The organism is Sphingomonas sp. SP4 (assembly GCF_058313375.1).
In genome coordinates, this window is sequence record NZ_JBZFLE010000001.1 from 475,460 (window position 1) to 498,271 (window position 22,812).

Annotated in this window: 23 protein-coding genes; 13 read left to right on the forward strand and 10 right to left on the reverse strand. The window is 62.6% G+C overall.

Annotation, left to right across the window (positions count from 1 at the left end; translation table 11 throughout):
- The first annotated feature begins 131 nt into the window (after positions 1–131).
- The 4 genes from AC4GYV_RS02355 to AC4GYV_RS02370 are packed head-to-tail and all read left to right on the forward strand — an operon-like array spanning position 132 to position 2,195.
- A complete protein-coding gene (locus tag AC4GYV_RS02355; RefSeq protein ID WP_491099058.1) occupies positions 132–554 on the forward strand; it encodes a hypothetical protein in 423 nt (140 codons plus the stop codon).
- A 51-nt stretch (positions 555–605) separates the two neighbouring features.
- Entirely contained in the window at positions 606–983 is a 378-nt protein-coding gene (locus AC4GYV_RS02360) for a response regulator (protein ID WP_491099059.1), read from the forward strand.
- 54 nt (positions 984–1,037) lie between these two features.
- Positions 1,038–1,718, forward strand: a complete 681-nt coding sequence (locus AC4GYV_RS02365) for a DUF2490 domain-containing protein (protein WP_491099060.1) — start codon at positions 1,038–1,040, stop codon at positions 1,716–1,718.
- A gap of 21 nt (positions 1,719–1,739) precedes the next feature.
- A complete protein-coding gene (locus tag AC4GYV_RS02370; RefSeq protein ID WP_491099061.1) occupies positions 1,740–2,195 on the forward strand; it encodes a MaoC family dehydratase in 456 nt (151 codons plus the stop codon).
- Between the two features lie 52 nt (positions 2,196–2,247).
- Here AC4GYV_RS02370 and AC4GYV_RS02375 read toward each other — a convergent pair whose 3' ends face one another.
- Positions 2,248–2,763: a hypothetical protein gene (locus AC4GYV_RS02375; RefSeq protein WP_491099062.1), complete on the reverse strand. Its 516-nt coding sequence runs from the start codon at positions 2,761–2,763 to the stop codon at positions 2,248–2,250.
- A 178-nt stretch (positions 2,764–2,941) separates the two neighbouring features.
- Between AC4GYV_RS02375 and AC4GYV_RS02380 the strand changes: the two genes are divergently transcribed.
- Entirely contained in the window at positions 2,942–3,901 is a 960-nt protein-coding gene (locus AC4GYV_RS02380) for a hypothetical protein (RefSeq protein ID WP_491099063.1), read from the forward strand.
- Between the two features lie 51 nt (positions 3,902–3,952).
- Here AC4GYV_RS02380 and AC4GYV_RS02385 read toward each other — a convergent pair whose 3' ends face one another.
- Together AC4GYV_RS02385 and AC4GYV_RS02390 are read right to left on the reverse strand one after the other, a co-directional pair.
- Positions 3,953–4,426 (reverse strand): RNA pyrophosphohydrolase, encoded by a 474-nt coding sequence (locus AC4GYV_RS02385; protein WP_491099064.1) that lies wholly within the window; start codon positions 4,424–4,426, stop codon positions 3,953–3,955.
- A 39-nt stretch (positions 4,427–4,465) separates the two neighbouring features.
- Entirely contained in the window at positions 4,466–5,239 is a 774-nt protein-coding gene (locus AC4GYV_RS02390) for a hypothetical protein (RefSeq protein ID WP_491099065.1), read from the reverse strand.
- A gap of 143 nt (positions 5,240–5,382) precedes the next feature.
- Here AC4GYV_RS02390 and AC4GYV_RS02395 point away from each other — a divergent pair, with 143 nt between their 5' ends.
- The 4 genes from AC4GYV_RS02395 to AC4GYV_RS02410 all read left to right on the forward strand — a co-directional run bounded on the left by AC4GYV_RS02395 (position 5,383) and on the right by AC4GYV_RS02410 (position 10,654).
- Positions 5,383–7,275 (forward strand): 2-oxoacid:acceptor oxidoreductase subunit alpha, encoded by a 1,893-nt coding sequence (locus tag AC4GYV_RS02395; protein WP_491099066.1) that lies wholly within the window; start codon positions 5,383–5,385, stop codon positions 7,273–7,275.
- Between the two features lie 117 nt (positions 7,276–7,392).
- On the forward strand, positions 7,393–8,406 hold the full coding sequence (locus AC4GYV_RS02400) for a 2-oxoacid:ferredoxin oxidoreductase subunit beta (RefSeq protein WP_491099067.1): 1,014 nt from the start codon (positions 7,393–7,395) through the stop codon (positions 8,404–8,406).
- A gap of 15 nt (positions 8,407–8,421) precedes the next feature.
- Positions 8,422–9,384: a metal-dependent hydrolase gene (locus AC4GYV_RS02405; protein ID WP_491099068.1), complete on the forward strand. Its 963-nt coding sequence runs from the start codon at positions 8,422–8,424 to the stop codon at positions 9,382–9,384.
- 22 nt (positions 9,385–9,406) lie between these two features.
- Complete coding sequence (locus AC4GYV_RS02410; RefSeq protein WP_491099069.1) at positions 9,407–10,654, forward strand: class I SAM-dependent methyltransferase; 1,248 nt, start codon at positions 9,407–9,409, stop codon at positions 10,652–10,654.
- On the opposite strand, the gene AC4GYV_RS02415 is transcribed toward AC4GYV_RS02410, so the two are convergent.
- From AC4GYV_RS02415 to msrA, 4 genes are all read right to left on the reverse strand, one after another.
- Entirely contained in the window at positions 10,655–10,951 is a 297-nt protein-coding gene (locus AC4GYV_RS02415) for a PilZ domain-containing protein (RefSeq protein WP_491099070.1), read from the reverse strand.
- A 53-nt stretch (positions 10,952–11,004) separates the two neighbouring features.
- Positions 11,005–11,721 carry an SDR family NAD(P)-dependent oxidoreductase gene (locus AC4GYV_RS02420; RefSeq protein ID WP_491099071.1) on the reverse strand — a complete coding sequence of 239 codons (717 nt, stop codon included), beginning with the start codon at positions 11,719–11,721 and terminating at the stop codon, positions 11,005–11,007.
- A 10-nt stretch (positions 11,722–11,731) separates the two neighbouring features.
- Positions 11,732–13,180, reverse strand: coding sequence for an amidophosphoribosyltransferase (gene purF, locus AC4GYV_RS02425; protein ID WP_491099072.1), 1,449 nt, complete (start codon positions 13,178–13,180; stop codon positions 11,732–11,734).
- A 113-nt stretch (positions 13,181–13,293) separates the two neighbouring features.
- A complete protein-coding gene (gene msrA, locus AC4GYV_RS02430; RefSeq protein ID WP_491099073.1) occupies positions 13,294–13,890 on the reverse strand; it encodes a peptide-methionine (S)-S-oxide reductase MsrA in 597 nt (198 codons plus the stop codon).
- A gap of 92 nt (positions 13,891–13,982) precedes the next feature.
- Here msrA and AC4GYV_RS02435 point away from each other — a divergent pair, with 92 nt between their 5' ends.
- Together AC4GYV_RS02435 and AC4GYV_RS02440 are read left to right on the forward strand one after the other, a co-directional pair.
- Positions 13,983–15,779 carry an acyl-CoA dehydrogenase C-terminal domain-containing protein gene (locus AC4GYV_RS02435; RefSeq protein WP_491099074.1) on the forward strand — a complete coding sequence of 599 codons (1,797 nt, stop codon included), beginning with the start codon at positions 13,983–13,985 and terminating at the stop codon, positions 15,777–15,779.
- A 180-nt stretch (positions 15,780–15,959) separates the two neighbouring features.
- Positions 15,960–16,541, forward strand: coding sequence for a DUF4118 domain-containing protein (locus AC4GYV_RS02440; RefSeq protein ID WP_491099075.1), 582 nt, complete (start codon positions 15,960–15,962; stop codon positions 16,539–16,541).
- Here the strand turns inward: AC4GYV_RS02440 and AC4GYV_RS02445 are convergent.
- Positions 16,513–16,920 (reverse strand): PilZ domain-containing protein, encoded by a 408-nt coding sequence (locus AC4GYV_RS02445; RefSeq protein WP_491099076.1) that lies wholly within the window; start codon positions 16,918–16,920, stop codon positions 16,513–16,515. The genes AC4GYV_RS02440 and AC4GYV_RS02445 overlap by 29 nt on opposite strands.
- A 182-nt stretch (positions 16,921–17,102) precedes the next feature.
- Between AC4GYV_RS02445 and AC4GYV_RS02450 the strand changes: the two genes are divergently transcribed.
- Positions 17,103–17,606 (forward strand): hypothetical protein, encoded by a 504-nt coding sequence (locus tag AC4GYV_RS02450; RefSeq protein WP_491099077.1) that lies wholly within the window; start codon positions 17,103–17,105, stop codon positions 17,604–17,606.
- A 151-nt stretch (positions 17,607–17,757) separates the two neighbouring features.
- Positions 17,758–19,056: a L,D-transpeptidase scaffold domain-containing protein gene (locus tag AC4GYV_RS02455; RefSeq protein ID WP_491099078.1), complete on the forward strand. Its 1,299-nt coding sequence runs from the start codon at positions 17,758–17,760 to the stop codon at positions 19,054–19,056.
- On the opposite strand, the gene AC4GYV_RS02460 is transcribed toward AC4GYV_RS02455, so the two are convergent.
- Both AC4GYV_RS02460 and cysK read right to left on the reverse strand, forming a co-directional pair.
- Entirely contained in the window at positions 19,053–21,740 is a 2,688-nt protein-coding gene (locus tag AC4GYV_RS02460) for a putative bifunctional diguanylate cyclase/phosphodiesterase (protein ID WP_491099079.1), read from the reverse strand. The genes AC4GYV_RS02455 and AC4GYV_RS02460 overlap by 4 nt on opposite strands.
- A 110-nt stretch (positions 21,741–21,850) precedes the next feature.
- Positions 21,851–22,777, reverse strand: coding sequence for a cysteine synthase A (gene cysK, locus AC4GYV_RS02465; RefSeq protein WP_491099080.1), 927 nt, complete (start codon positions 22,775–22,777; stop codon positions 21,851–21,853).
- Positions 22,778–22,812: the final 35 nt, after the last annotated feature.

A 22,812-nucleotide genomic window follows, 5' to 3' on the forward strand; every position in this document is an offset into this window, starting at 1 on the left:
GTAGGAATCATAATGGACGGCGGGTCGGAAGCACAGCATGTCGCAGAACTGAAACACAACGCGGGTTACATTCTTGTGACGGAATTCCGCGTGGAGTAGCTGGGTTCCACTTCCTGTAGGGAGCTTCGACCGTGGCCAAAGATAAGAAAAAGAAGAAGAGCGGCAGAAAGTCGGACGGGCCGAACAAGGCTAAAGCGGGCCTGAAGTCGATCGCCCAAAACCCGCTGGTAGCCGACGTCGTCGCCGCCGCGCTGGTCGCAACTGCCGCAGCCATCAAGGACAATCGCAAGGCGCGCCAGCTCGCCGAGCAGGCGGGTGACGAACTCAGCGCGCTCGCCAAGGAAGGTGCCGAAAAAGGCAATGCCATGTGGCAGTTGGCGCTGGAGGTGGGACGCCGCGCGGTGGACACGCTGACCGGCGACGTTCCGGCCAAGCCCGCGAAGCCTGCAAAGGCGCCAAAGCCCGCCAAGCCCGTCAAGGCAGCAAAGCCCGCCAAACCTGTGAAAGCAGCGAAGAAGCCAAAGCGGGGCACCACTGCGGCAAAGCCGAATTGACTCCGTTCAACGGCCGTGGATTATCCACACCCTAACTTGGGTTACCCTCCAATGCCTCCGAGTCGGCCCGCTGTTTTGATTGTCGAAGACCAGCCGTTCGTCGGCATGGTCGCTTCCGATATCCTTCGTGAATCGGGCTTCGACACCTTCCATGCTTATGATGCGAGCGACGCCACCGCCGTGCTCCAGGAGCATCCCGAGATCGAAGTGATCGTCACCGAAGCGGAGCTTCCGGGCGAGGTGACCGGCCTGGAACTTTGCCGCCGTGTGTCCGAGGAACGTCCGAACGTGCAACTCGTCGTTACGTCGGGCGGAAGGCAGCCGGCTCAATCCGAAGTCCCTGAGGGCGCTCGCGTGTTGCGCAAGCCTTTCGCTAGCGGAGAGCTTCGGACCGTAGTTGCGCCAAAGACACTCCTCCTCGAGGTCTGACTCCGCGCCGCCCACTTTCGTTGCAGTTTCGTGACGAGCGGCTAAGCAAAGCCGATGCGTTTCGCATCTCCATTCCTTCTTCTCGCCCTGCTGCCGCTTTCAAGCCCCGCGCTCGCGGTCACCCCTGACTCGCAGCAATGGACCACGCTCGTGTTCAACTGGAAGCTGTCGGACAAATGGCGTCTCCAGAACGAGCTCACGTCCCGGCTCAGCGCGAACCGTAATGGTCTCTACGACCTCGAGGACGACCTCCTGCTCGGATATCAGCTTAACAAGAAGGTTGGCCTTTGGGCGGGCTATGTTCACGACCCGCAATTTTCCGGCGGCGAGTTCACGGTGATGGAACATCGCTTCCGCGAGCAGGTCACCTTCGCGGATCTTGCAAAAATTGGCCGTGGCACGATCGACGCGCGTCTCCGGTTCGAGCAGCGCTGGCGGGACAATGCCGATGGCACGGGTTGGCGCGTCCGGCCCTTCGTCAGATACAGACTGCCATTGAAGAAGGGCAGTAAGACCTCGCTTGTGATCAGTCACGAGGGCTTCTGGGACTTGAACACTACGAGCTTTCAGAAGCAGGAGGGTTTCGACCGAATGCGGAACCTAATCGCGATCTCGACTCCGCTGGGCAAAAAAGTGACCGCCGAGTTCGGCTACCTCAACCAATATACGCCCGTCCGCGGTGGGCCGGACACGATGGACAACATCGCGTCGCTCAATATCAGCTTCTCGCTGTAGGCATTTCGCTGGAGGGCGCGGATGACGCCTGACAAGGAACGGCTTTACCTCGACGATCTGCACGTCGGGCAGCGCTTCGAAAGTGTCCCTCACGCGCTCGATGCGGAGCAGATCAAGGCGTTCGCCGCCGACTACGATCCGCAGCCCTTCCACCTGAGCGAGGAAGGTGCGGCAGGCACTCTGTTCGGCACGCTCGCCGCGAGCGGCTGGCACACCGCGGCCATGACGATGCGCATGCTCGTTGAGAGCGTCCCGCTCGCCGACGGCCTCATCGGCGCTGAGCTTCAGCTCAGCTGGCCCAGACCGACGCGTCCCGGCATGCAGCTTCAGGTGTTCAGCGAGATCCTCGATATCGTCCCGTCACGCTCGAAGCCCAATATGGCGATCGTCACCATGCGCAGCGAAACCCGCGACGAGGATGGGGACGTGCTGCAGCATCTCACCGTGAAGATGCCGGTGTTCAAGCGGCCGGAATAGAGCTACCTCATTGTGTCTGCTTCGGGTGGAAAGCGGGACATAGCGTCACGGTTTAATTTCCCTCTTCCCCACGAGCTTTCAGCCACGCGAGGCGTGCTTCGATTACTGCAATGGCCAATTCCGTCTGGCGGCGGCCGACAGGATCGGACTCGACACGGTCGCGAAGCGCGGCAAGATCCGCGAGGGATGCGTCGTAGAGCTTTGCGAATAACGCGCGCCGCTTTGCCGGGCTGAGGAAGTCCCACGCGACGGAGCGCAGCCTGAAGGGGTCTAGTCCAAGACTGGTTGCGCCTTCAATCGAGGTCGCCCACCGCTCCAGCGCAGTTTTTCCGGTGATCGTTAGCGAGAGCACCTGGCCCGCTCGGTTGGGATGCGGCGCGGCGGCGATCAATTCCGCGGATTTCATGCGTCTGATCGCGGGCGAGACAGCTCCGGCGCTTCCTCGCCAGTGCACGTTCACGGAAAGCTGGAATGCCCGCCGTACCTTGTAGGCGGTATCGGCGCCGCGATGTGCGATCTCAGTGAGAATGGCTCCCTCGAGTTCGGTCAACTCGCGCTCAGCGACCATTGTCCAAGTCCTGCATGTTTGGTACGAATCGTATCATAATTGCGGGGAGCGGGTGATGGTTCTTCGACTATGGTTTTATCTTTCAATTTTCGCTGCCGCGAATGCAATGCCAGCATCGGCCGCTCCCAAGCCGAGCGAAATTGTACCGCTGTACATTGCGACGAACCGGCCCCTCGTAATGCTGAAGATCGGCGCCAGCGCGCCGATGCCGGTGGTCTTCGACACCGGAACGACGGAGAACATTCTGGATGCCGGGTTGGGCAAGCTCGTCGGACTCAAGGTCGTGGGGCGCTTCAACCTGGTTGATGACGCGAGCAAAAAATCGGTGGAAGTGCCAACGGCAGCGATGCCCGACGCACGACTCAGCGGGGTGCCCCTCGACAGCAAGATCGTTCGACTGTCCGACTCTCGTTCAGGGGACGAAGCGGGTGTTTTCGGCCCATATAGCTTCGGGAACCGGTACGTGGTCGTCGAGGCCGGACTGAACCGCCTCAGGATCATCGCAAAGGACAGCGGTTTCCTTCCACCGGGGCCGGGCCATGCCTACAAGGAAGACATCCCGGCAGGCGAGATCCGCATCGGCGGCAAATCCTACGATGCGGTGTTCGACACCGGCCATGACGCCGCCCTCTCTCTTCCCGCGGATGCCGTGAAATCCTTTCCGTTGAAAGCGCCACCGAAGGTTGTCGGAAAGGCGATCTCGGCGCTTGCCGAGCAAGATGTGCTTGGAGGTGATCTCGCGGGTTCGGTTGATATCGGGCCCTATAGCGTGAAGGACCCGGCGGTCGCATTCTTCGATACAGTGATCAATGTCGGCTTCCCCGTGATCCGCAAGCTTACGATCGTCCTCGACCCGGCCAACAAACTCACCTGGGTCCTAGATCCTGCAAAAGAGAAGCCTACGTGGTCGGATTTTACAGGCCGCTTCGGGCAACGCGCCATCCGCCTTGAGAACGGCACGCTGATCTACCAGCGTGACGGCCGTCCATCCTACGGGCTGACCTACCTCGGCGGCGATCTGTTTGAGATTCCGGCGACCGGCGACCGCGTCCAGTTCTTCCGTAAGGACGGGCGCGTCATTCGCCTTGAACTCATTACCAGCGAGAACCGCATTTCATCTTCCGATCGCACATCTTAATCCGCGTGGTGCTGGTCCAACGTCCGCAACGGGTCGAGAGCAGACATTGCGTCAAAGATGCTCGGCGAACTCCCGCAGCAGCTGGCGATATAGATCCCGCTTGAACGGCACGATCAGCTCGGGCAGCTGCGCCGGCTCGATCCACTTCCACTCGCGGAACTCGGGGTCCTCGGTCGCGATGTTCACATCGCTGTCGTCACCGAGGAAGCGCGCAAGGAACCAGGTTTGATCCTGCCCCTTCCACTTGCCGCCCCATAACTTCCCCTGGAGCTCCTCCGGCAAGTCGTACTTCAGGCGCTCGGGGGTCTTCGAAATTCGCTCCACGAGGTGCGGCGGAATTCCCGTCTCTTCCTCCAACTCACGCAGAGCGGTCGCCCAGGGCTTCTCGCCCTCGTCCATCCCGCCCTGCGGCATCTGCCAGGCCTCGTCCGTATTATCGATCCGCGCGCCGACGAAGACCTTGCCCTCGCGGTTCAGGAGCATCACGCCCACCCCTCGGCGGTACCCGTTCTTGCCTTTGCTCATGCCGCGCTGACTAGCGAAAGTGGCCCTATCCCGCCAGCTTCACGACGTCTTGTCGAAGCTCCGATCCAAAGCGACGAACTGGCTTTCGAGCCCATCGATATTGGTCAGATAATTGGCCGTTGCGGCGAGGTGCCAGTTCAGCTCGTTTACAAGTTCCGGGTGCGCACGAAGCAGTCGCGCCGCCTGGGCTGCCTGCGCGGGATCGAGTTGCAGGTCGCAGGTTGGCGGCAGAGCGACGAAGAATTGCGCGCCTTCCCGGGTGATGTTCCGATCCCCGCAGCGTTTCCTGATTTGATCCTGGACCACGTCGGGAAGGACCTGGCGGACATGCTGGCGGTAAGGCGTCGCCATGGCGTTGAAACCCACGGGCTCGTAGTCCGCCGTCAGAATCACCGCCAGATCGCTACGAATCCTGGGGTTGTCGATTTCCCGCATCTGCGCGCCGCCGAAGGTTAGCGCCCAATTCTGAGCGTTGATTCCGATGCCGTAGATCTGACTCGCCTGATAAGCCGCGATGACGAACTGATTGTCGCTGACGTGCGGATCGCCATTCCACCCGGCGAGCGCCTGCGCGGCATAGCGGCGCGTAATCTTGTAGTAGTTCCGTGCAGAGTTGAAGAAATCCAGTTGGTTCTTGAGCTCGGGCCGCAGCTGATCCAGCATCTTGTTGGTCGCCTGCTTTTCGAGCCGGGCCTGGTTCCAGTTTGCGACCTGCGTTCCGATGAAGACGCCGAGCACGACGATCACGAACTCGATGGAAATGGCCGTCCAATTTTGTGCGCGAAAGTTTTCCGTCAGGCGGCGCAGGATCATCGCGATCTCCCCCGGGGCGATACTGCCTGCTCAAGGCGCTGATGAGAAGTCCCGCCGCCTGAACCGATCAAAGGTGGCGGAACCAGCATTACGGGCCTAAAGAAGGCCAACACCAAAACACGCGTTTGTGAAGGACTCGTTCCGTGGCGACAGCCACTCATCTACTCACCGAAAAAGAAGCCACGGCCCATCCGCCGCAGGAAGCGGTAGTCGTCCGCTTTGCCGGCGACAGCGGCGACGGCATGCAGCTGACCGGCGGCCAATTCACCCTTTCGACTGCGCTCGCTGGCAACGACCTTGCGACCTTCCCGGATTTCCCGGCCGAGATCCGCGCACCGCAGGGCACGACATTCGGCGTCAGCGCCTTCCAGATCAATTTCGGCTCCACCGCTATCGAGACCGCGGGCGACCAGCCGGACGTGTTGATCGCGATGAACCCGGCGGCGCTGAAGGTGAATGCCGAGGCGCTGCGCGACGGCGGGCTGATCATTGCCGACGAAGGCGAGTTCACCGCGCGCAACCTCGCCAAGGCCGGCTACGAGCAGAGTCCGCTCGAAGACGGCAGCCTCGCCAAATGGCAGCTCGTCCACTTCAACATCTCGCAGCTGACGCTCGACGCCGTGAAGCCGTTCGGCCTCGGCAACAAGGAAGCTTTGCGCTGCAAGAACATGTGGACGCTGGGGCTCGCGCTCTGGATGTTCGACCGCGACCGCCAGCCGATCGTCGACTGGCTTAAGCAGAAGTTCGCCAAGGCGCCGGAGCTTGCCGAGGCGAACATCGCCGCGCTCAACGCCGGTCACGCTTATGGCGAGACGGTCGAGATGGGGGCGCCGTTCAAGCAGCACCACATCGCGCCCGCGCCCGCGGAGCCGGGCCTCTACCGCACGGTCACCGGCGCCGAGGCTTTGGCCCTCGGACTGGTCGCCGGCTGTCAGCTCGCGAACCTGCCGATGTTCTTCGGCTCCTACCCGATCACGCCGGCCAGCCCGCTGCTTCACCATCTCGCGCGCCTGAAGGAGTTTGGGATCACGACCTTTCAGGCGGAAGACGAGATCGCGGCGATCTGCGCGGCCATCGGCGCCAGCTATGCCGGCCAGCTCGGCATTACCTCATCGTCGGGTCCGGGGATCGCGCTCAAGACGGAGGCGCTCGGCCTCGCGATCATGACCGAGCTTCCGCTGATCGTCGTCAACTCGCAGCGCGGGGGGCCGTCCACCGGCCTGCCGACGAAGACGGAGCAGTCCGACCTGTATCAGGCTGTCTACGGCCGCAATGCCGATGCGCCGCTGCCGGTCATCGCCGCACGATCGCCCGCCGACGCGTTCGACTGCGCGATCGAGGCATGCCGCATCGCCACCAAGTACATGACGCCCGTCATGCTCCTCACCGACGGCTATATCGCGAACGCGGCGGAGCCGTGGCGCGTGCCGGACATGAGCGGCTACGAACCCTTCCCGGTCACCTTCTTCGACACCGCACCCGCGGAAGGCGAACCGGTCATGCCGTTCGCTCGCGGTGACGGTCTCGCGCGTCCGTGGATCAAGCCCGGGACGCCGGGTCTCGAGCACCGGATTGGCGGAATCGAGAAACAGCCCGGCACCGGCAACATCGACTACTCGCCGGCCGCGCACCAGGAGATGACCGACACGCGCTTCGCGAAGGTGCAGGGGGTCGCCAACTCGATTCCCGATCAGGATGTGTGCCTCGGCCGCGAAGGCGCCGAGCTAGCGGTGGTCGGCTGGGGCTCGACTTTCGGCCCAATCCACCAAGCCGTTCGCCGCGCGATCGCCAAGGGTCAGGACGTCGCTCACGTCCACGTTCGTCACATCTCGCCGATGCCAAAGAATATGTCTGTCCTACTCAAGGGCTTCAAACATATCCTCGTGCCCGAGATGAACATGGGCCAGTTCAAAACGGTGCTGCGCGACCAGTTCCTCGTCGACGCGAAATCGTTGACGAAGGTCAGCGGCCATCCGTTCCGCATTGCCGAGATTGAGGCCGCGATCGACGCGGCGCTCTCGGGAGAACGCCAGTGAATTCTCGTCGTCACTGCGAAGATTGGTGAAGATACGAATGAAGCAGATCAACGTCTGGCCGCTTTTGATCCTGCTGATCGCAGTATTGTTTATCGTAATTTGGCTGAGGCCCCACTGATGAATGACATGACCCCCGTCACCACCGCCAAGGATTGGGCCAGCGACCAGGAGGTCCGCTGGTGTCCCGGTTGCGGCGACTATGCGGTGTTGAAGGCTGTCCAGCGAACGATGCCCGATCTCGGCGTCGCGCGTGAGAAGACGGTCTTCGTGAGCGGCATTGGCTGCTCGAGCCGCTTCCCTTATTACATGGCGAGCTACGGCTTTCACACGATCCACGGACGCGCACCCGCCTTCGCTACGGGTATCAAGCTCGCCAACCCGGAGCTCGATGTCTGGATCATCACCGGCGACGGCGACGCACTCAGCATTGGCGGCAATCACACGATGCACGTGCTGCGCCGCAATCTCGATTGCCAGATCCTGCTCTTCAACAACGAGATCTACGGGCTGACGAAGGGGCAATATTCGCCGACGAGCCGTGTCGGCACGCGCTCTCCTTCGACGCCGTTCGGATCAGTGGACCGGCCGGTGACGCCGTGCATGTTCGCTCTGGGATCCGGCGGCCGTTTCGTTGCGCGCGGCATCGACGTCCACAAGAACCTGCCCGATGTGCTCAAGGCCGCGCACGCACACAGGGGCGCGAGCTTCGTCGAGATCTACCAGAATTGCGTCGTCTATAATGACGACGTCTTCGCCGGTTTCACGGAACGCTCGGTCGCCGCGGACAAGCAGCTGTGGCTCAAGGCGGGCGAGAAGATGCTGTTCGCGGGCGGTGCAAAGGGCATCGCTCTCGACGCCGAGCGGCTAGCGCTCAAGGTCGTCGATGGCGACGATCCGTCAGTGCTCGTGCACGATCCCAGGAACCGCCAGCTCGCTGCCATGCTGATCCTGATGCCGCACGAGGGTTTCCCGATCGCATTGGGCGTTATCTACGAAGATCCCGCGCCGACGTTCGAAAGCGCGGTCCTCGAGCAGAACAAGGCCGCCGCGTCCGGCAAGAAGGCCGACCTTCAGGCCCTCGTGTCGAAGGGCCAGACCTGGCAGGTCGAAAAGGAGCCGCACAAGCTTTGATCCGCGCGGCTTAGCTTGGACAATATCACGCACACATTGGCCGGTGCTCTCATCGGCCAAATGGGGCTTAAGCGCCAATCGCGCTTCGCCATGGCGGCGTGCCTGCTCGGAGCGAACGCGCCGGACATCGACGTTTTCGCGCCGTTGATCCTTCCGGTCGACGGAATCGAATTCCATCGGGGGCCGCTGCATGCGGTGTTCGCCTGGCCCATCCTGGCGGCCGGCATCGTCGCAATATTGTGGATGGTCGATCGGCTCCTGCCGCGGCGAGAAAACTCTTTGCCCTTTCGGACAGGGCCGCTGTTCGTCGTCGCCTTGCTGGCAGTGCTCACGCATCCATTCCTCGATTGGCTGACCACTTACGCCATTGCCATCTTCGCCCCGGCGAGCTGGCGCTGGTACTCAGGCAATGCGATCTTCATCATCGACTGGGTCTACTGGATCCTGATGATCGGCGGCGTCAGCTGGTCGGCGTGGCGCTGGCGCAAACACCTTCCGCGGCCCGGACGTCCGGCGCAGATCGCGGCCATGATCATGCTCGGCTACATCGGCCTGAACCTGGCGGAGAGCGCGTGGGCGGAGCGAGCAACCGAAGCCGCCCTGCGTAAGCGAGGCATCGAGCCTGCACTGGTCGTCGCGGGACCGCCGCCGCTCGCCTTCTGGGAGCGCACGATCGAGTGGCGCAGCGCCGATCGCTTCGGAAGCGGACAGTTCAGTCCGGGGAGCGGCGTGAAGCTGGACCCCGCCGCGGAGCGGATCGGCCTCGATAACCCGCAACTTCAGCTCGCCGCCCGCAACGAACGTTATGTTCGTTCCTTCCTTGTCTGGTCGCGGATGCCCATCGTCGTGAAGGTCGATGGCCGCCTCTATCTGTCCGACCAACGGTTCTACGGCGCACTACGGTCGCGCTCAGTTCCCGCGGGAATCCGCCGATTTTTCCGCGGTCATTCTTTCCTCGTCCCCCTCGACAACAGGTAAGCGAATTCATAACTGCGCCGGCATGAGCACGCGCGGCGATCATCTGGTGCGCGGCGGGCTGCTGTTCGCCAACGGCAGCGGCCTCCTCGGACGCATATTCGCGCGCAGCTTCTCCGCCGTCCTCGACCAGATCGAGGAGCGGCTGGAGGTCGGCGGGCTCGATGTAACACTTCCGGATGGCACCCGCCGTCGGATCGGCTTCAAGGCCGACGGGCCGGAAGCCATCGTCCGTCTGCACAGCTGGTATTCGCTGGTTCGTCTCGTCACCTCCGGTTCGATCGGCTGGTACCGAGCCTGGGCAAACGGCGAATGGACCTCACCCGACCCGGTCCCGCTTTTCGCTTTGTTCACAGCGAATGCCCGGAGCCTTGGCGACACGGGTCGCGCCAAGGGCGTTGCAAGGGTCTTCAATCTCCTCAAGCACCGACGCCGCGACAACGACCGGCACCATGCCCGGGAAAACATCGCGGCTCACTATGACCTCGGCAACGATTTCTACGCCGCCTGGCTCGACCGCACGATGACCTACAGCTCCGCCCGGTTCGAGGGTGCGGACGACAGCCTGGAAGCGGCGCAGCTCCGCAAGGTGCACACATTGCTCGACCGCCTCGAACTCAAACCCGGCCAACGCCTCCTCGAGATAGGTTGCGGCTGGGGCACGCTCGCAATCGAAGCGGCCAAGCGCGGCGTGAAGGTCGTGGGCCTGACTCTATCCACTGAGCAGAAGGCCTGGGCCGAAGAACGGATCTCCGCCGAAGGACTGAGCGATCTTATCGAAATCCGGCTTCAGGACTATCGCGACACCGCCGAGCAATTCGATGCCGTCGCGTCGGTCGAGATGGTCGAGGCTGTCGGCCAGCGCTGGTGGCCGACCTACCTCGACTGCATCGCTCGCAACTTGAAGCCTGGCGGCCGCGCGGCGCTGCAGTTCATCAGCATCGATGACCAGATCTTCGACGGCTACGTTCGCAATCCCGACTTCATCCAGGCCTATATCTTCCCCGGTGGCTGCCTGCTCGACGAGCCGCGGTTCGAAGCGCTCGCGAAGGATCGGGGCCTGCAGTGGCAGGGCCGCGAAGGCTTCCGTTTGGACTATGCAGAGACGCTAAGACGCTGGCGCGACCGCTATAACGTTGCCGTCGCGAACGGATTGCTTAAGGACTTCGCGGAGCCGTTCCACCAGCTTTGGCGCTACTATCTAATGTATTGCGAAGGCGGTTTCCGCGGCGGCGCCATCGACGTCGCCCAAGTTACGCTCGTGAAGGCCTGATCAGGGCATCAGCGAAGCGTCGACCGGCGAGAGGAAGATCCCACCAGCCTGGTCGCCCACAGCCCACCTAATCTGCGCCTGCACCGGCCCCGACTTGTCCACGCGCAGAGTCACCACGTCGCCGATGGTCGGTAATTGGGACACTTGCAGTTTGAACCCGCTACTCGACACATCAAGCATCGTCACATTCTGCTCCACGCCTTCGGAATCGACCAGGATTGCGGGCCGCGCAAAGTCGATGCGAGGTGCGCGTTTGATGAAGCCGGGTGGTCGGCGCGTGTTTTCCTGGTCGTTCACGGAACCAAGCTAACATGCATTAGTTTGCTCTGCACCATAGAGCGTGCAGGCGCTCAGGCTTCGACCCGAATTCTTTCGCCCGTCGGCGTATCGGCAATCACCCGCTCAACGATCGTGCGCGCTGGGACCTCCGGCGCCTTTACCGATTCCGGCTCCTCGCCTGGGAAGGCGAGGGCGCGCATGCGGGTGCGGGTCGCGCCCGGATCGACGATGTGGACGCGGATCTTGTTGGTGAACGCCGTTTCGTCGGCATAGGCGCCGAGCAGGATTTCCAGCGCCGCCTTCGACGAGCCATAAGCTCCCCAGAAGGCGCGCGGCTCGCCGCCAACCGACGAGGTCAGTGCAACGATATCCGAACGATCACCTCGGCGCAGAAGGGGGTCGAACGCTGCAATTAGTGCCTGGTTGGCGAGCAGGTTGAGGCTCAGCAACCGTGAATATTCCTTGGGATCGATGTCCTGAACCGGCGTCAGCGAGCCCAGCATCGCCGCATTCATCACGAGCACGTCGAGCTTTTGCCAGCGTTCTGCGACTGCCACAGCCAGCTTCCCGATCGACTCCCCGTCGGTGAGGTCGAGCGGAGCGATGGTCGCGCTTCCACCGCCTGCGTGGATGCGCTCCTCTACCTCCTCAAGTGCGGGGGCGGAGCGCGCGACGAGGATCACGTGCGCACCGGCTTCAGCCAGCGCTTCGGCGGTCGCTGCGCCGATGCCGCGCGACGCGCCGGTGACGAGCGCAAGCTTGCCGGAAAGGGGTTTCGAATCGGTCATGGAGCCGCGTTTAGCGGCTGGCGACCAGCGAAAGCGAGGCCGCGCGTTCCTTGTCGGTCAAATCGGTGAGCGTGGTCGGATAGGCACCCGTGAAGCAGGCGTCGCAGCGCTGCGGCTGGACGCCGTCACGCTCTTCGCCAAGCGCGCGATAAAGACCCTCGATCGAGATGAAGGCGAGACTGTCAGCGTTGATGTAATCGCGCATCTGCTCAACGCTCATCTGGGCCGCGAGAAGCTTGGCGCGTTCGGGCGTGTCGACACCGTAGAAGCAGCTGTGCTTGGTCGGCGGCGAGGCGATGCGCATGTGAACTTCGCGCGCACCCGCGTCTCGCATCATCTGCACGAGCTTCACTGACGTGGTGCCGCGAACGATGGAATCGTCGACGAGCACGATGCTCTTGCCGTCGACCAGAGCGCTGTTGGCGTTGTGCTTGAGCTTCACGCCGAGGTGCCGGACTTCCTGGCTCGGCTGGATGAAAGTGCGGCCCACATAGTGCGAGCGGATAATTCCGAGCTCGAACGGGATGCCTGATTCTTGACTGTATCCGATCGCCGCCGGGACACCGCTGTCCGGCACCGGCACGACATAGTCGGCTTGGACCGGGGCCTCCCGTGCAAGCCATGCACCGATATTCTTGCGCACTTCGTAGACCGAGATGCCCTCGGCGATCGAGTCTGGGCGCGAGAAATAGACATGCTCGAAGATGCAGGGGCGCGGCGATTGCTGCTGGAACGGCTTGAACGACCGGATGCCACTGTCGTTGACGAGGACCATCTCGCCCGGCTCGACGTCGCGAAGGTAGCTTGCGCCGATCACGTCTAGTGCCACCGTCTCCGAAGCGAAGATCGTAGCTTCACCGAGCTTGCCCATCACCAGCGGACGGATGCCCAGTGGATCGCGGCACGCGACCAGGCCTTCCTCCGTCAGGACGACGAGCGAATAAGCGCCTTCGACCTGCTTCAGCGCATCGGTCAGCCGGTCGAGCATGCCGGAACGGTCGGACGTAGCGACGAGGTGAATGATCACCTCCGTGTCGCTGGTCGACTGGAAGATCGATCCGCGGCGGTTCAGCGTCCGCCGTAGCTTCATCGCGTTGGAGAGGTTGCCGTTGTGCGCAACAGCGAAGCCGCCCTCAGCGAGCTCGGCAAAGAGCGGCTGGACGTTGCGCAGCGCAGTCTCGCCAGTCGTGGAATAACGGACGTGACCAATGCCGCTGCGGCCCGCGAGCTTGCGGATGATGTCGTCGCGGTCAAAGTTGCCGGCGACATGCCCCATCGCACGATGCGAGTGGAAGTGACGGCCGTCGAAGGTTGTGATGCCCGCCGCTTCCTGGCCCCGATGCTGGAGAGCGTGGAGGCCCAAAGCCACGAAGCTGGCCGCATTGTCGGCGCCCCAGATGCCGAAGACGCCGCACTCCTCGCGCAGCTTGTCGTCGTCGAACGGATTGGTCGTCAGCATTCGTGAAGTTCCCCGAGCCTGCGCTTCGTGATGCGCGCGTCATATAGGATGAGGGGCGCCCTTTGTCGCCCCCAGCCTGAATAAGGCGTGAAATCCTAACGGCTTAGCTGCTGCTACGCCTTGAAAAGATTGGGATACTTGGCCTTCAGCGCAGAAACCTTCGGCCGATCGTTCACCACGATATACGGGTAGAAGGGGTGCTTGCGCGCGAAATCCTGGTGATAGGCCTCCGCAGGATAGAAGCCACCGCTTTCGATCTTCGTGGCGATCGGGGCCTTGAAAGCATGCGAGGCATTCAGCCGTGCAATGAACTCGCGTGCCTGCGCTGCTTGCGAGGCCGATTGCGGGAAAATCGCGGAACGGTAGCTTGGGCCAACGTCGGGATCCTGGCGATTCACCTGCGTCGGATCGTGCGCAACCGCGAAGAAGACCTGCAGAAGCCGCGCGTAGCTGATCTGCGACGGATCGTAGGTGATTCGCACCGCCTCGGCATGGGGCGTCTGCTCGGAGCTCACGGCGTCGTAATTGGCGTTCTTCGCCGAACCGCCCGCGTAGCCGGACACGACGTCGGTGACGCCCTTCACATGTTCGAAAACCGATTCCATGCCCCAGAAGCAGCCGCCTGCGAGGACGGCTGTTTCGGTGTGTGGCGCTGCGGAAGCGGGTAGGGCTAGTGCGGCCAACAGGCCGGCGAGGGCAGCATGTTTCATGCCAGCAATTTAAGTGTTCGCGACAGTGTTTTACAGATGCTGGACGGACGTTCAGTTGAGCAATAGGACGATACTGACACGGAGGTAAGCTAATGCCCACCTATACCGCGCCGGTGCGCGACACGCTTTTCGTTCTCAACGACGTTCTCGACATTGGCCGCTATTCGAACCTTCCAGGCTTCGCGAATGCCTCGCCCGATTTAGTCGAGGCGATCCTAGAGGAAGCCGGCAAGTTCTGCGCCGAGGTGCTCCAGCCCCTCAACCGCATCGGCGATGAGGTTGGGTGCAAGCGCAATGATGACGGATCGGTGATCACGCCTCCGGGCTTCAAGGAAGCTTATCAGCGATTCTGCGAGGCCGGCTGGCCCACGCTGACGGTTCCTGAGGAATATGGCGGGCAGGGGCTGCCCCAGGTCGTGGGCACTGCGGTCAGCGAGTACATTCTTTCAGCCAACCACAGCTTCGAAATGTACCAGGGCCTCACCTCGGGTGCGATCGCATCGCTGCTCGTGAAGGGCAGCGACGAGCTGAAGCAGAAGTATGTGCCCAATATGGCGACCGGCAAATGGACCGGCACCATGAACCTGACGGAGCCGCATTGCGGCACCGATCTTGGCCTTCTCAAGACGCGCGCAGAGCCGAACCCGGACGGCAGTTATTCGATCACCGGCACCAAGATATTCATCTCGTCCGGCGAGCACGACCTAAGCGACAACATCATCCATCTTGTCCTGGCGAAGATCGCTGGCGCGCCGGACAATGTGAAAGGCATTTCGCTGTTCGTCGTGCCAAAGTTCCTGGTGAACGAAGACGGTTCGCTCGGTGAGCGCAATTCGCTCTCCTGCGGCGCGCTAGAAAAGAAGATGGGCATCCACGGCAACGCGACCTGCGTCATGAACTATGACGGCGCGAAGGGCTGGATCGTCGGCGAGCCGGAGAAGGGCCTCCAGGCGATGTTCATCATGATGAACGCCGCGCGCCTTGGCGTTGGCCTGCAGGGGCTAGCTCAAGGCGAGGTCTCCTACCAGAATGCGGCGAGCTACGCTCGTGAGCGCCGCCAGAGCCGCGCCCTCAAGCAGGACGAACGCGATCCCAACGCCAAGGCGGATCCGATCATCGTTCATCCCGACGTGCGGCGGATGCTGATGGAATCGCGCGCTTGGAATGAGGGCGGTCGCGCTCTCGTCCTCTGGGGCGCGCTTCTCGTAGATCTTGCGCGCCGCTCGCAGGACGAAGCGGAGCGTCAGCAGGCCGACGATCTGCTCGGGCTCATCACGCCGGTGATCAAGGGCTATCTGACCGACAAGGGTTTCGAGGCTGCCGTCTATGGGCAGCAGGTGCTTGGCGGCCACGGCTACATCCGCGAGCATGGCATGGAGCAGTTCGTGCGCGATGCTCGCATCACGCAGATCTACGAGGGCACCAACGGCATTCAGGCGATGGACCTCGTCGGTCGCAAGTTGCCGAAGGACGGCGGCCGCGCTGTGCGGACATTCTTCGAGGTCGTCGGTCGCGAGATTGCCGACGCCAAGCAGGCCGGCGATCCGGCGGGCGTCGCGGCTGCGCTGGAGCCGGCGCTGCAGGATCTGCAGGCCGCGACCATGTGGCTCGCGCAGAACGGCATGGCGGACCCGGATAATGCCGGGGCAGGCGCTTACGCCTATATGAACCTGATGGGTCTCGTCAGCCTCGGCTGGATGTGGCTCAAGATGGCGGCGGCATCGCAGCGCGCGATCGACGGCGGCACCGGCGACGAGCCGTTTCATGATGCCAAGCTCATCACTGCCCGCTTTTACGCACAGCGCGAGCTGCCGCTGTCGACGGGACTTCGGAAGAAGATCGAGGCGGGCGCGGAGACCTTGATGAAGATTCCAGCGGAGGTGTTTTAAGGCTGCTCTAGGAGCCGGTCGCTTCGATTTACGAAGCGAAGTTCCTGCGCGGCCGTTAATTATTCACCCGTCTTGATCGAGGGTGCGCACCGTGCGGCAGCATGGTAGGAGCACATCAGGCGGGAAGATTTTGCCGTGAGAAGACGTGGCTTCTTGGCGAGGTGGCTCGTTGGTCCACCTTTGAAAGGTTGGCGGGCTGTATCGGTTGCCGTCGCGGCCGTCGTCCTGCCTACGGTCCTCCGGTTCGCGGTGACGGGCTCGATGCCGGGCTATGCGTTCGCGGGCTATTTTCCGTTCGCTCTGTTCGCGGCGGTGCTGCTCAGACCGTGGCTTGCTGCTCTGGTTGCGATTTCGTCGATATTCGTTGCGAACTACTTCTTCCTCGATCCGAAGTTCAGCTTCGCGCTCCACTCGGCGAGCTTGGTTGGAGCAGCGGTGCTCCTGTTTTGCTCGGCGTTGACGATCCTCTTGGTTTGGGAGGTTAGGCGAGAGTTCGCTGCGAACAAGGCGCGGATCGGAACAGGGGAAGCCTGGAAGGGCATCGTTTTCAGCTCACTCGGCGGGCAAGCACTCGCCAGCTGGTACGACGGACCGTCTCACGTCCGACTGGGACCGGAAGACGAAGTCGCGCAGATGATGGAAGATTTCCTGGCCCAGGTGGAACTGGGCAAGCGGCTGAATGGCAACAGCGGTGAGGAACCTGGGGCCGCTCGTCTGCGGGCCGAAGCTGATTTTATTCGCCGCGCAGAGCCCCGGGCGTAGCCCACATTTCGATCATCCTGCGTTCGGACTCGCTCAGCGAGCGGCAGGTAAGTCCAGGTCGGCGATATTGCGGCTCGAACTTTTGGCGGGGCTGCGGCACTTGGCGGAGTAACTCTTCACGATCGAGCTTCCGGTCGAAAGCGACGCCGGCATAGCGGCCTTCGACCCACACCACGCGGCTGTTGATCCGCAGGTCGTTGCGCTCGAAGACGGTCGTCGATCCTTCCTCCGGGAGAGACGAGCCCTCTACCAAAGCGCCTTCCGCAGAGAGGTTGCGCAGGATCACGGGCGACGCGGCGCCGTTCACTTCGACCTTGGCGCTCAGCAGTACGGGTGAGCGCGATGAACGCCGATTCTGGCTCAAAGAACTCTGATCCATGCAAAACGGAGTAAGCCAATTCGGTAAAGAAGGAGTTGAGATATCCGTCGGAAGCACTTGTTTATCCAGCGTTCAGCATTGCGCGGCGAGTCGAGTTACAACAACGATGAATGCTGAACCGTAAGACTTGCCAAGCGTTTTAGGGCTCAAAGGCTCCAATCGAGTGAAAGGAGTATAGAGCCATGACCTTTATGAAGAAGCTATTCGCCGGGACCGCCGGGCTGGCAGCACTTGCGGCCGCCGCGCCGGCGTCCGCCCAATATTACGGCAACCCTTATGGGTACAATCCCAATCCTTACGCCAATGGCTATGGATACGGAAACGGGTACGGCTATCGTGCCTACGGTGCGGTGAATACCAACGCTGCCGCCCAGCAGTGCAGTGCTGCCGTCCAGCAGCGGCTGTATAACCGCAACAGCATTGGCGGCATCCTGGGCGCAGTGCTTGGCGCCAATACGACTGGTCGAGTCCTTTCGGTGACGCAGGTGAACCCGCGTTCGAACGGCATGATCCGGGTGCGCGGTCTCGCCAGCAGCGGCCGCTACGCCATGAACGGCTACGGCCCGTACGGCGTGGGCGCCTACGGCGCGCTGGGTTACGGCTACAACAACGCCGCCGACCTGAGCTTCCGCTGTGACGTCGCCCCCAATGGTGCGATCTACAACGTAGACATCAATCGCCGCTAACCTGCGGACAGGTTGAACGAGAGGAGGAGCGCCGGGCCAGCCCCGGCGCTCTTTCCTCGTGGAACTTAGCAGGCCGGCGTCACTTGAGGTTCAGGCACATCCCGGAATAGTCTGGGCAGGGGGACCCAAAGTCCTCGAACGAAAGGACAATATGAAAAAGGTTTCGCTCGGTCTGGCGTTGGCGGCGGTTGCTATCGCGGTCCCTATGGCGACGCACGTTTCGCCAGCTGCGGCTCAATCCGTTGGCGACGGCGAAATCGCCGCTTTCTACCGTGCTCGTGGCGGGGCACCGCTCTGGTTCGCGCCGCGTTCGGGCGCAGCGGCTCAGCAGCTCGTCCAGCTGATCGCGACGTCGCAGGCCGATAACCTGAACCCGCGCCGCTACAACGTGCGGGGACTCGCTCGTGCAGTGCAGGACGCACAGACCGGTAATCCGGCGGCCGTCCAGCGCGCCGAGGCGATGCTGAGCGCCGCCTTCGTGGCGTACGCACGCGACCAGAAGCATGATCCGAACATCGGCGTGATCTACGTCGACCGTGAATTGAAGCCGGAGCCGCCTTCGGCAATGAGCCTGCTCACCCAAGCAGCGCAGGCGCCGAACCTGTCCGAATATGTCAGCCAGATGGGCTGGATGAACCCGATTTACGCGCGACTTCGCCAAGCTCTGGCGAGCCGCATCTACCGCAACGAGGCTGAGCGCCGCCTGCTCACCGCGAACCTCGAGCGTGCGCGAGTGCTGCCGTCGGGGAACGGGCGGTACGTGATCGTCAATCCGCCCGCGGCGCGGCTCTACATGTACGAGAACGGCCAGGTCGTGGACTCGATGCGTGTTGTCGCGGGCCGTCCAGATCCGATCGCCCAGACGCCGATGATGAACGCGTTCATCCGCTACGTTGCGCTCAATCCCTACTGGAACTCACCGCCCGACATTACGGCGCGGCGTCTTGCGCCGAAGGTCGTCGCCGGTGGGCGCAAATATCTCAACGAGAAAGGATATGAGCTGGTCGACCAGTTCGGCGAAAACGCGCATGTCCTCAATCCGATGTCGATCGACTGGCACGCAGTCGTGGCTGGCCGAGTCCAGGCTCACCTGCGCCAGAAGCCGGGGCCGGCAAACTCGATGGGCCGCATGAAGTTCATGTTCCCCAACCCGCAGGGGATCTGGCTTCACGACACACCCGAGAAGGAGAAGATCGAGGAAGCCGCTCGTCTGCAGAGCAATGGCTGCGTTCGCCTTGAGGACGCGCCCCGCTTCTCTCGCTGGCTGTTCAACGGGCGCGCGCCGAAGGCGCAAGGCGCTCGGCCGGAGCAGAAGGTGAACCTGCCGGAGATGGTGCCGATCTACATCACATATCTGACGGCCGTCCCGAGCGGGACGTCGATCACTTACTTCGACGATTTCTACGGCCGCGATCGGATGGCGACGCGGCGGATCGCCGGGATCTTCTAGCTCACCTGGCGTTGGGTGGCGTGCCAGGACGGAGCCGTCTTGGGGCCGCTAGGCGCTTGCTTCGGGGCGAGGCGGCTTAAGTCGAAGCCGGCGGTGAATTGGACACCGAACTTGCCCGCGTGCGCCCAGCGCACAACGCCGCTGACTGGCCCCACGCCGACGATGTCGATCGCCAGCTCGGACCCCGGCGAGACGGCGATGTCGCAGTCCACGAGCGCGCCCATGGACGAGATGTTGCGAAGCCGAACCTCGACGCGCTCGCCGTCGATCGCAGTTATCGCGCGGCGCATGAGACGATGGCGCGGTTCGCGAATGCACTGGAAGCCGTCGGCTTCGACCGTGACGCGGTTGGCCAGCTCCCGCGCTTTTGCGCCTTCGGACGGACGTCCGAAGATATAGCCCTGGACCATGCTGACGCCGAGCTCTCGGATCAGATGAAGGTCGTCATGGGTCTCAACACCTTCGGCGCATGTATCCATGCCGAGTGTGTCGGCGAGCGTGACGATCGCGCGAATAATCGCGGCGTTGCGCTGGGTCGTCGATGCCGCGCCGCGCACGAAGCTCTGGTCGATTTTGATCTTGTCGAACGGCGCTTTCTTCAAATAGCCGAGCGAGCTGTAGCCGGTACCGAAGTCGTCCAGTGCAAGGCGAACCCCGAGCGCTTTGAGATTTGCGAAGGTCTCATCGGTTGAATCGCTGTCTGCAAGGAACACGCCCTCAGTGATTTCCAGCTCTAGGCGCTCTGCACGAACCTGCGTCTCGCGGAGGTGGTTCGACACCATCGCGACGACGCCAGGATCGTTGAACTGCAGCGGCGAGAGGTTGACGGCAACGCGCACGTGATCGGGCCAGTGCGCCGCTTCCTCGAGCGCTGTGCGGAGGACCCACTCGCCGATCTTGCCAATCAGGCCCGCTTCTTCCGCCAGGGGGATGAACTTCGCCGGTGAAATCGGGCCGCGGGTCGGATGCTGCCAGCGGACGAGCGATTCAAAACCGGATATCTCCTCGCCGGCCGCACGGACGATCGGTTGATAATGAACTGCGAGCTCGCCGCGCTCGATTGCCTGGCGCAGGTCGTTTTCGAGCAGCTGCCGCTCGGCCGCCTCGCTATGCATCGATGGCTCGTACAGCCGGTGCTTGCCGCGCCCTGCGGCTTTTGCGGCGTAAAGCGCGAGATCGGCGTTGCGCACGAGTGCATCGGCGCTGGTACGGCCGGGATCGCCAATGACGATGCCGACGGAAGCACCGATCGTCACCTTGTGACCTTCGATGCTGTAGGGCCGCGAGACTTGCTCGATCAAAGTACGCGAGATGGATTCGAGCAGTCCGATGTCGACGGTTCCTGGGAATACCGCTTGGAACTCGTCGCCGCCGAGGCGTCCGACCTGGCCATGATTGCCCATGACTGATTTCAGGCGGTCCGCGACTTGGCGAAGCAGCGCGTCCCCGACCGGGTGACCAAGCGTATCGTTGACGTTCTTGAACCGATCCAGATCGATCATGAAGAGCGCGCAGCCCTTCTGCCGATGCGCAGCGTTCCGCAGCGCCTCGTCGAGCGTCTGACGCATCATGGCGCGGTTCGGCAAACCGGTCAGCGAGTCGAAGCGGGCGAGGCGGGTGATCTCCTGCTCCGACCGGCGCTGCTCGGTCAGGTCCGTGCCGATCCCGCGGAAACCCAGGAAACGCCCACGCTCGTCGAAGATTGGGTTGCCCGATAGCGACCAATGGACGTCTTCTTCGCTCGCCGGCCGAACGACGACGTCCGAGAACGGAAACCGGGCCGAAAGGTGAAAGCCGAGCGTCTTGCGCTCCTCGACCGCGCCGAACCCATCTGCCGCATCGACCGACAGCAAGTCCGTGAAGCGCTTCCCAAGAAGCTCTTCAGGTTCGCATTTGAAGTCCTCCGCAAGCTGGCCGGAAACGTAGGACAGAGTGCTCGTGGAGTCGGTTTCCCAAAACCAGCCTCGCCCGCTGTTCTCGAACTCGTCGACGAAATGCTGGGCCTTGCGCGCCTGCGCTTCGAGGCGGAGTCGCTTGCGCCCGGTAGCGATGAAGCTCCGCGCAGCGGTGATGCTGTAAGTGACCAGCACGAGCGAGAGAACGAAGACGCCAGCTGGAACCAGTGCCGAACCCGCAAGCAGGATGGCGGCGATCGTGGAAACGACAAGGTTCGTAATCGCTAGCGGCGGCGAGTTGATCGCGACGATCGTCCTCATTGCGATCCCGGCGGTCATGGCAATGGGCCCTGCGGCCAGAGGCGTCACGAACGTGTCGTCGGCGACGGCAAATCCGAACCAGGTCCACAGCAGGCCGGACAAAGCGAGATAGGCGCAGAGCAGCCGGAAGATGGTGCTTGGTGCCAGAGAAAATCGCTGACGCGTGACGAGCAGCGCTGCCGCCGCCGCGTCAAGCATCACGGCCAGCGAGCCTGGAATGATCGGATTATCGCCTACGCTGGAATAGCTGTGGCTCGATGCCAGAAGGATGCAGGTCAGCCCGATGATCAGGTGCGTGATTCCAAGGACCAGCGGCGCCTGCTGCATCGCCGACAGCCGCCATTCGCAAAGCGAATCTTCGTCGCTCGTCTCCGGAGTCGTGATGTCGAAGCGCAGGGCGTCGCGGACCGAGGCCCGCTCGCGCACTTCACTCACTTCGATGGCTCTCGCGAAACGCGATCTACGCATTCGTCTTCCCCGGAGGCAGCCCTCGTGCACACGAAGGCCTACGCGCCTGTGAGGCAGACTTAAACCTGCCGGAGTTAACGGCAAGTCAAAGGAACGCGGTTAGCGCGGCTTTAAGCTTCCTCGGGGAGGAAATCCGCAACCGACAGATAGCGTTCGCCGGTGTCGTAATTGAAGCCGAGGACGCGGGCGTTTTCGCCAAGCTCCGGCAGCTTCTGCTTGATCGCAGCGAGTGTCGCACCTGACGAAATTCCGACCAGCATTCCCTCCTCGCGAGCAGCGCGGCGAGCCATTTCCTTGGCGTCGTTCGGATCTACCTGGATCACGCCGTCGAGCAAGCTGGTGTCCATGATCGCCGGCACGAAGCCGGCGCCGATGCCCTGGATCGGGTGCGGACCCGGCTGGCCGCCCGAAAGGACGGGCGAAAGCGTTGGCTCAACAGCGAATACCTTCAGGCCGGGCCATTGCGGCTTCAGCACTTCGGCGCAGGCCGTGATGTGGCCGCCGGTGCCAACGCCAGTGATGATTGCATCCAGCGGACTATCAGCGAAGTCGCGAAGGATTTCCTGCGCCGTCGTACGGCGGTGAACTTCGAGGTTCGCCGGGTTCTCGAACTGCTGAGGCATCCAGGCGCCGTCGGTCTGGGCGACGATCTCCTCAGCGCGGGCGATCGAGCCCTTCATCCCCTTTTCGCGCGGGGTCAGGTCGAAGGTGGCTCCATAAGCCAGCATCAAACGGCGCCGTTCGATGCTCATGCTGTCGGGCATGACCAGGATCAGCTTGTAGCCTTTGACGGCGGCGACCATCGCGAGGCCAATGCCTGTGTTGCCTGACGTCGGCTCGACGATCGTTCCGCCGGGCTTCAGCTTACCGCTGCGCTCCGCATCCTCGACCATCGCCAGGGCGATACGGTCCTTGATCGAGCCGCCGGGATTGGCGCGCTCTTGCTTGATCCACACTTCGGCATTGGGTCCGAAGAGCCGGTTAACTCGCACATGTGGGGTGTTGCCGATCGTTTCGAGGATAGTGGCGGCCTTCATGTGCGGAAGCTCCTCTGATTGTGCGTTGCGCAAAT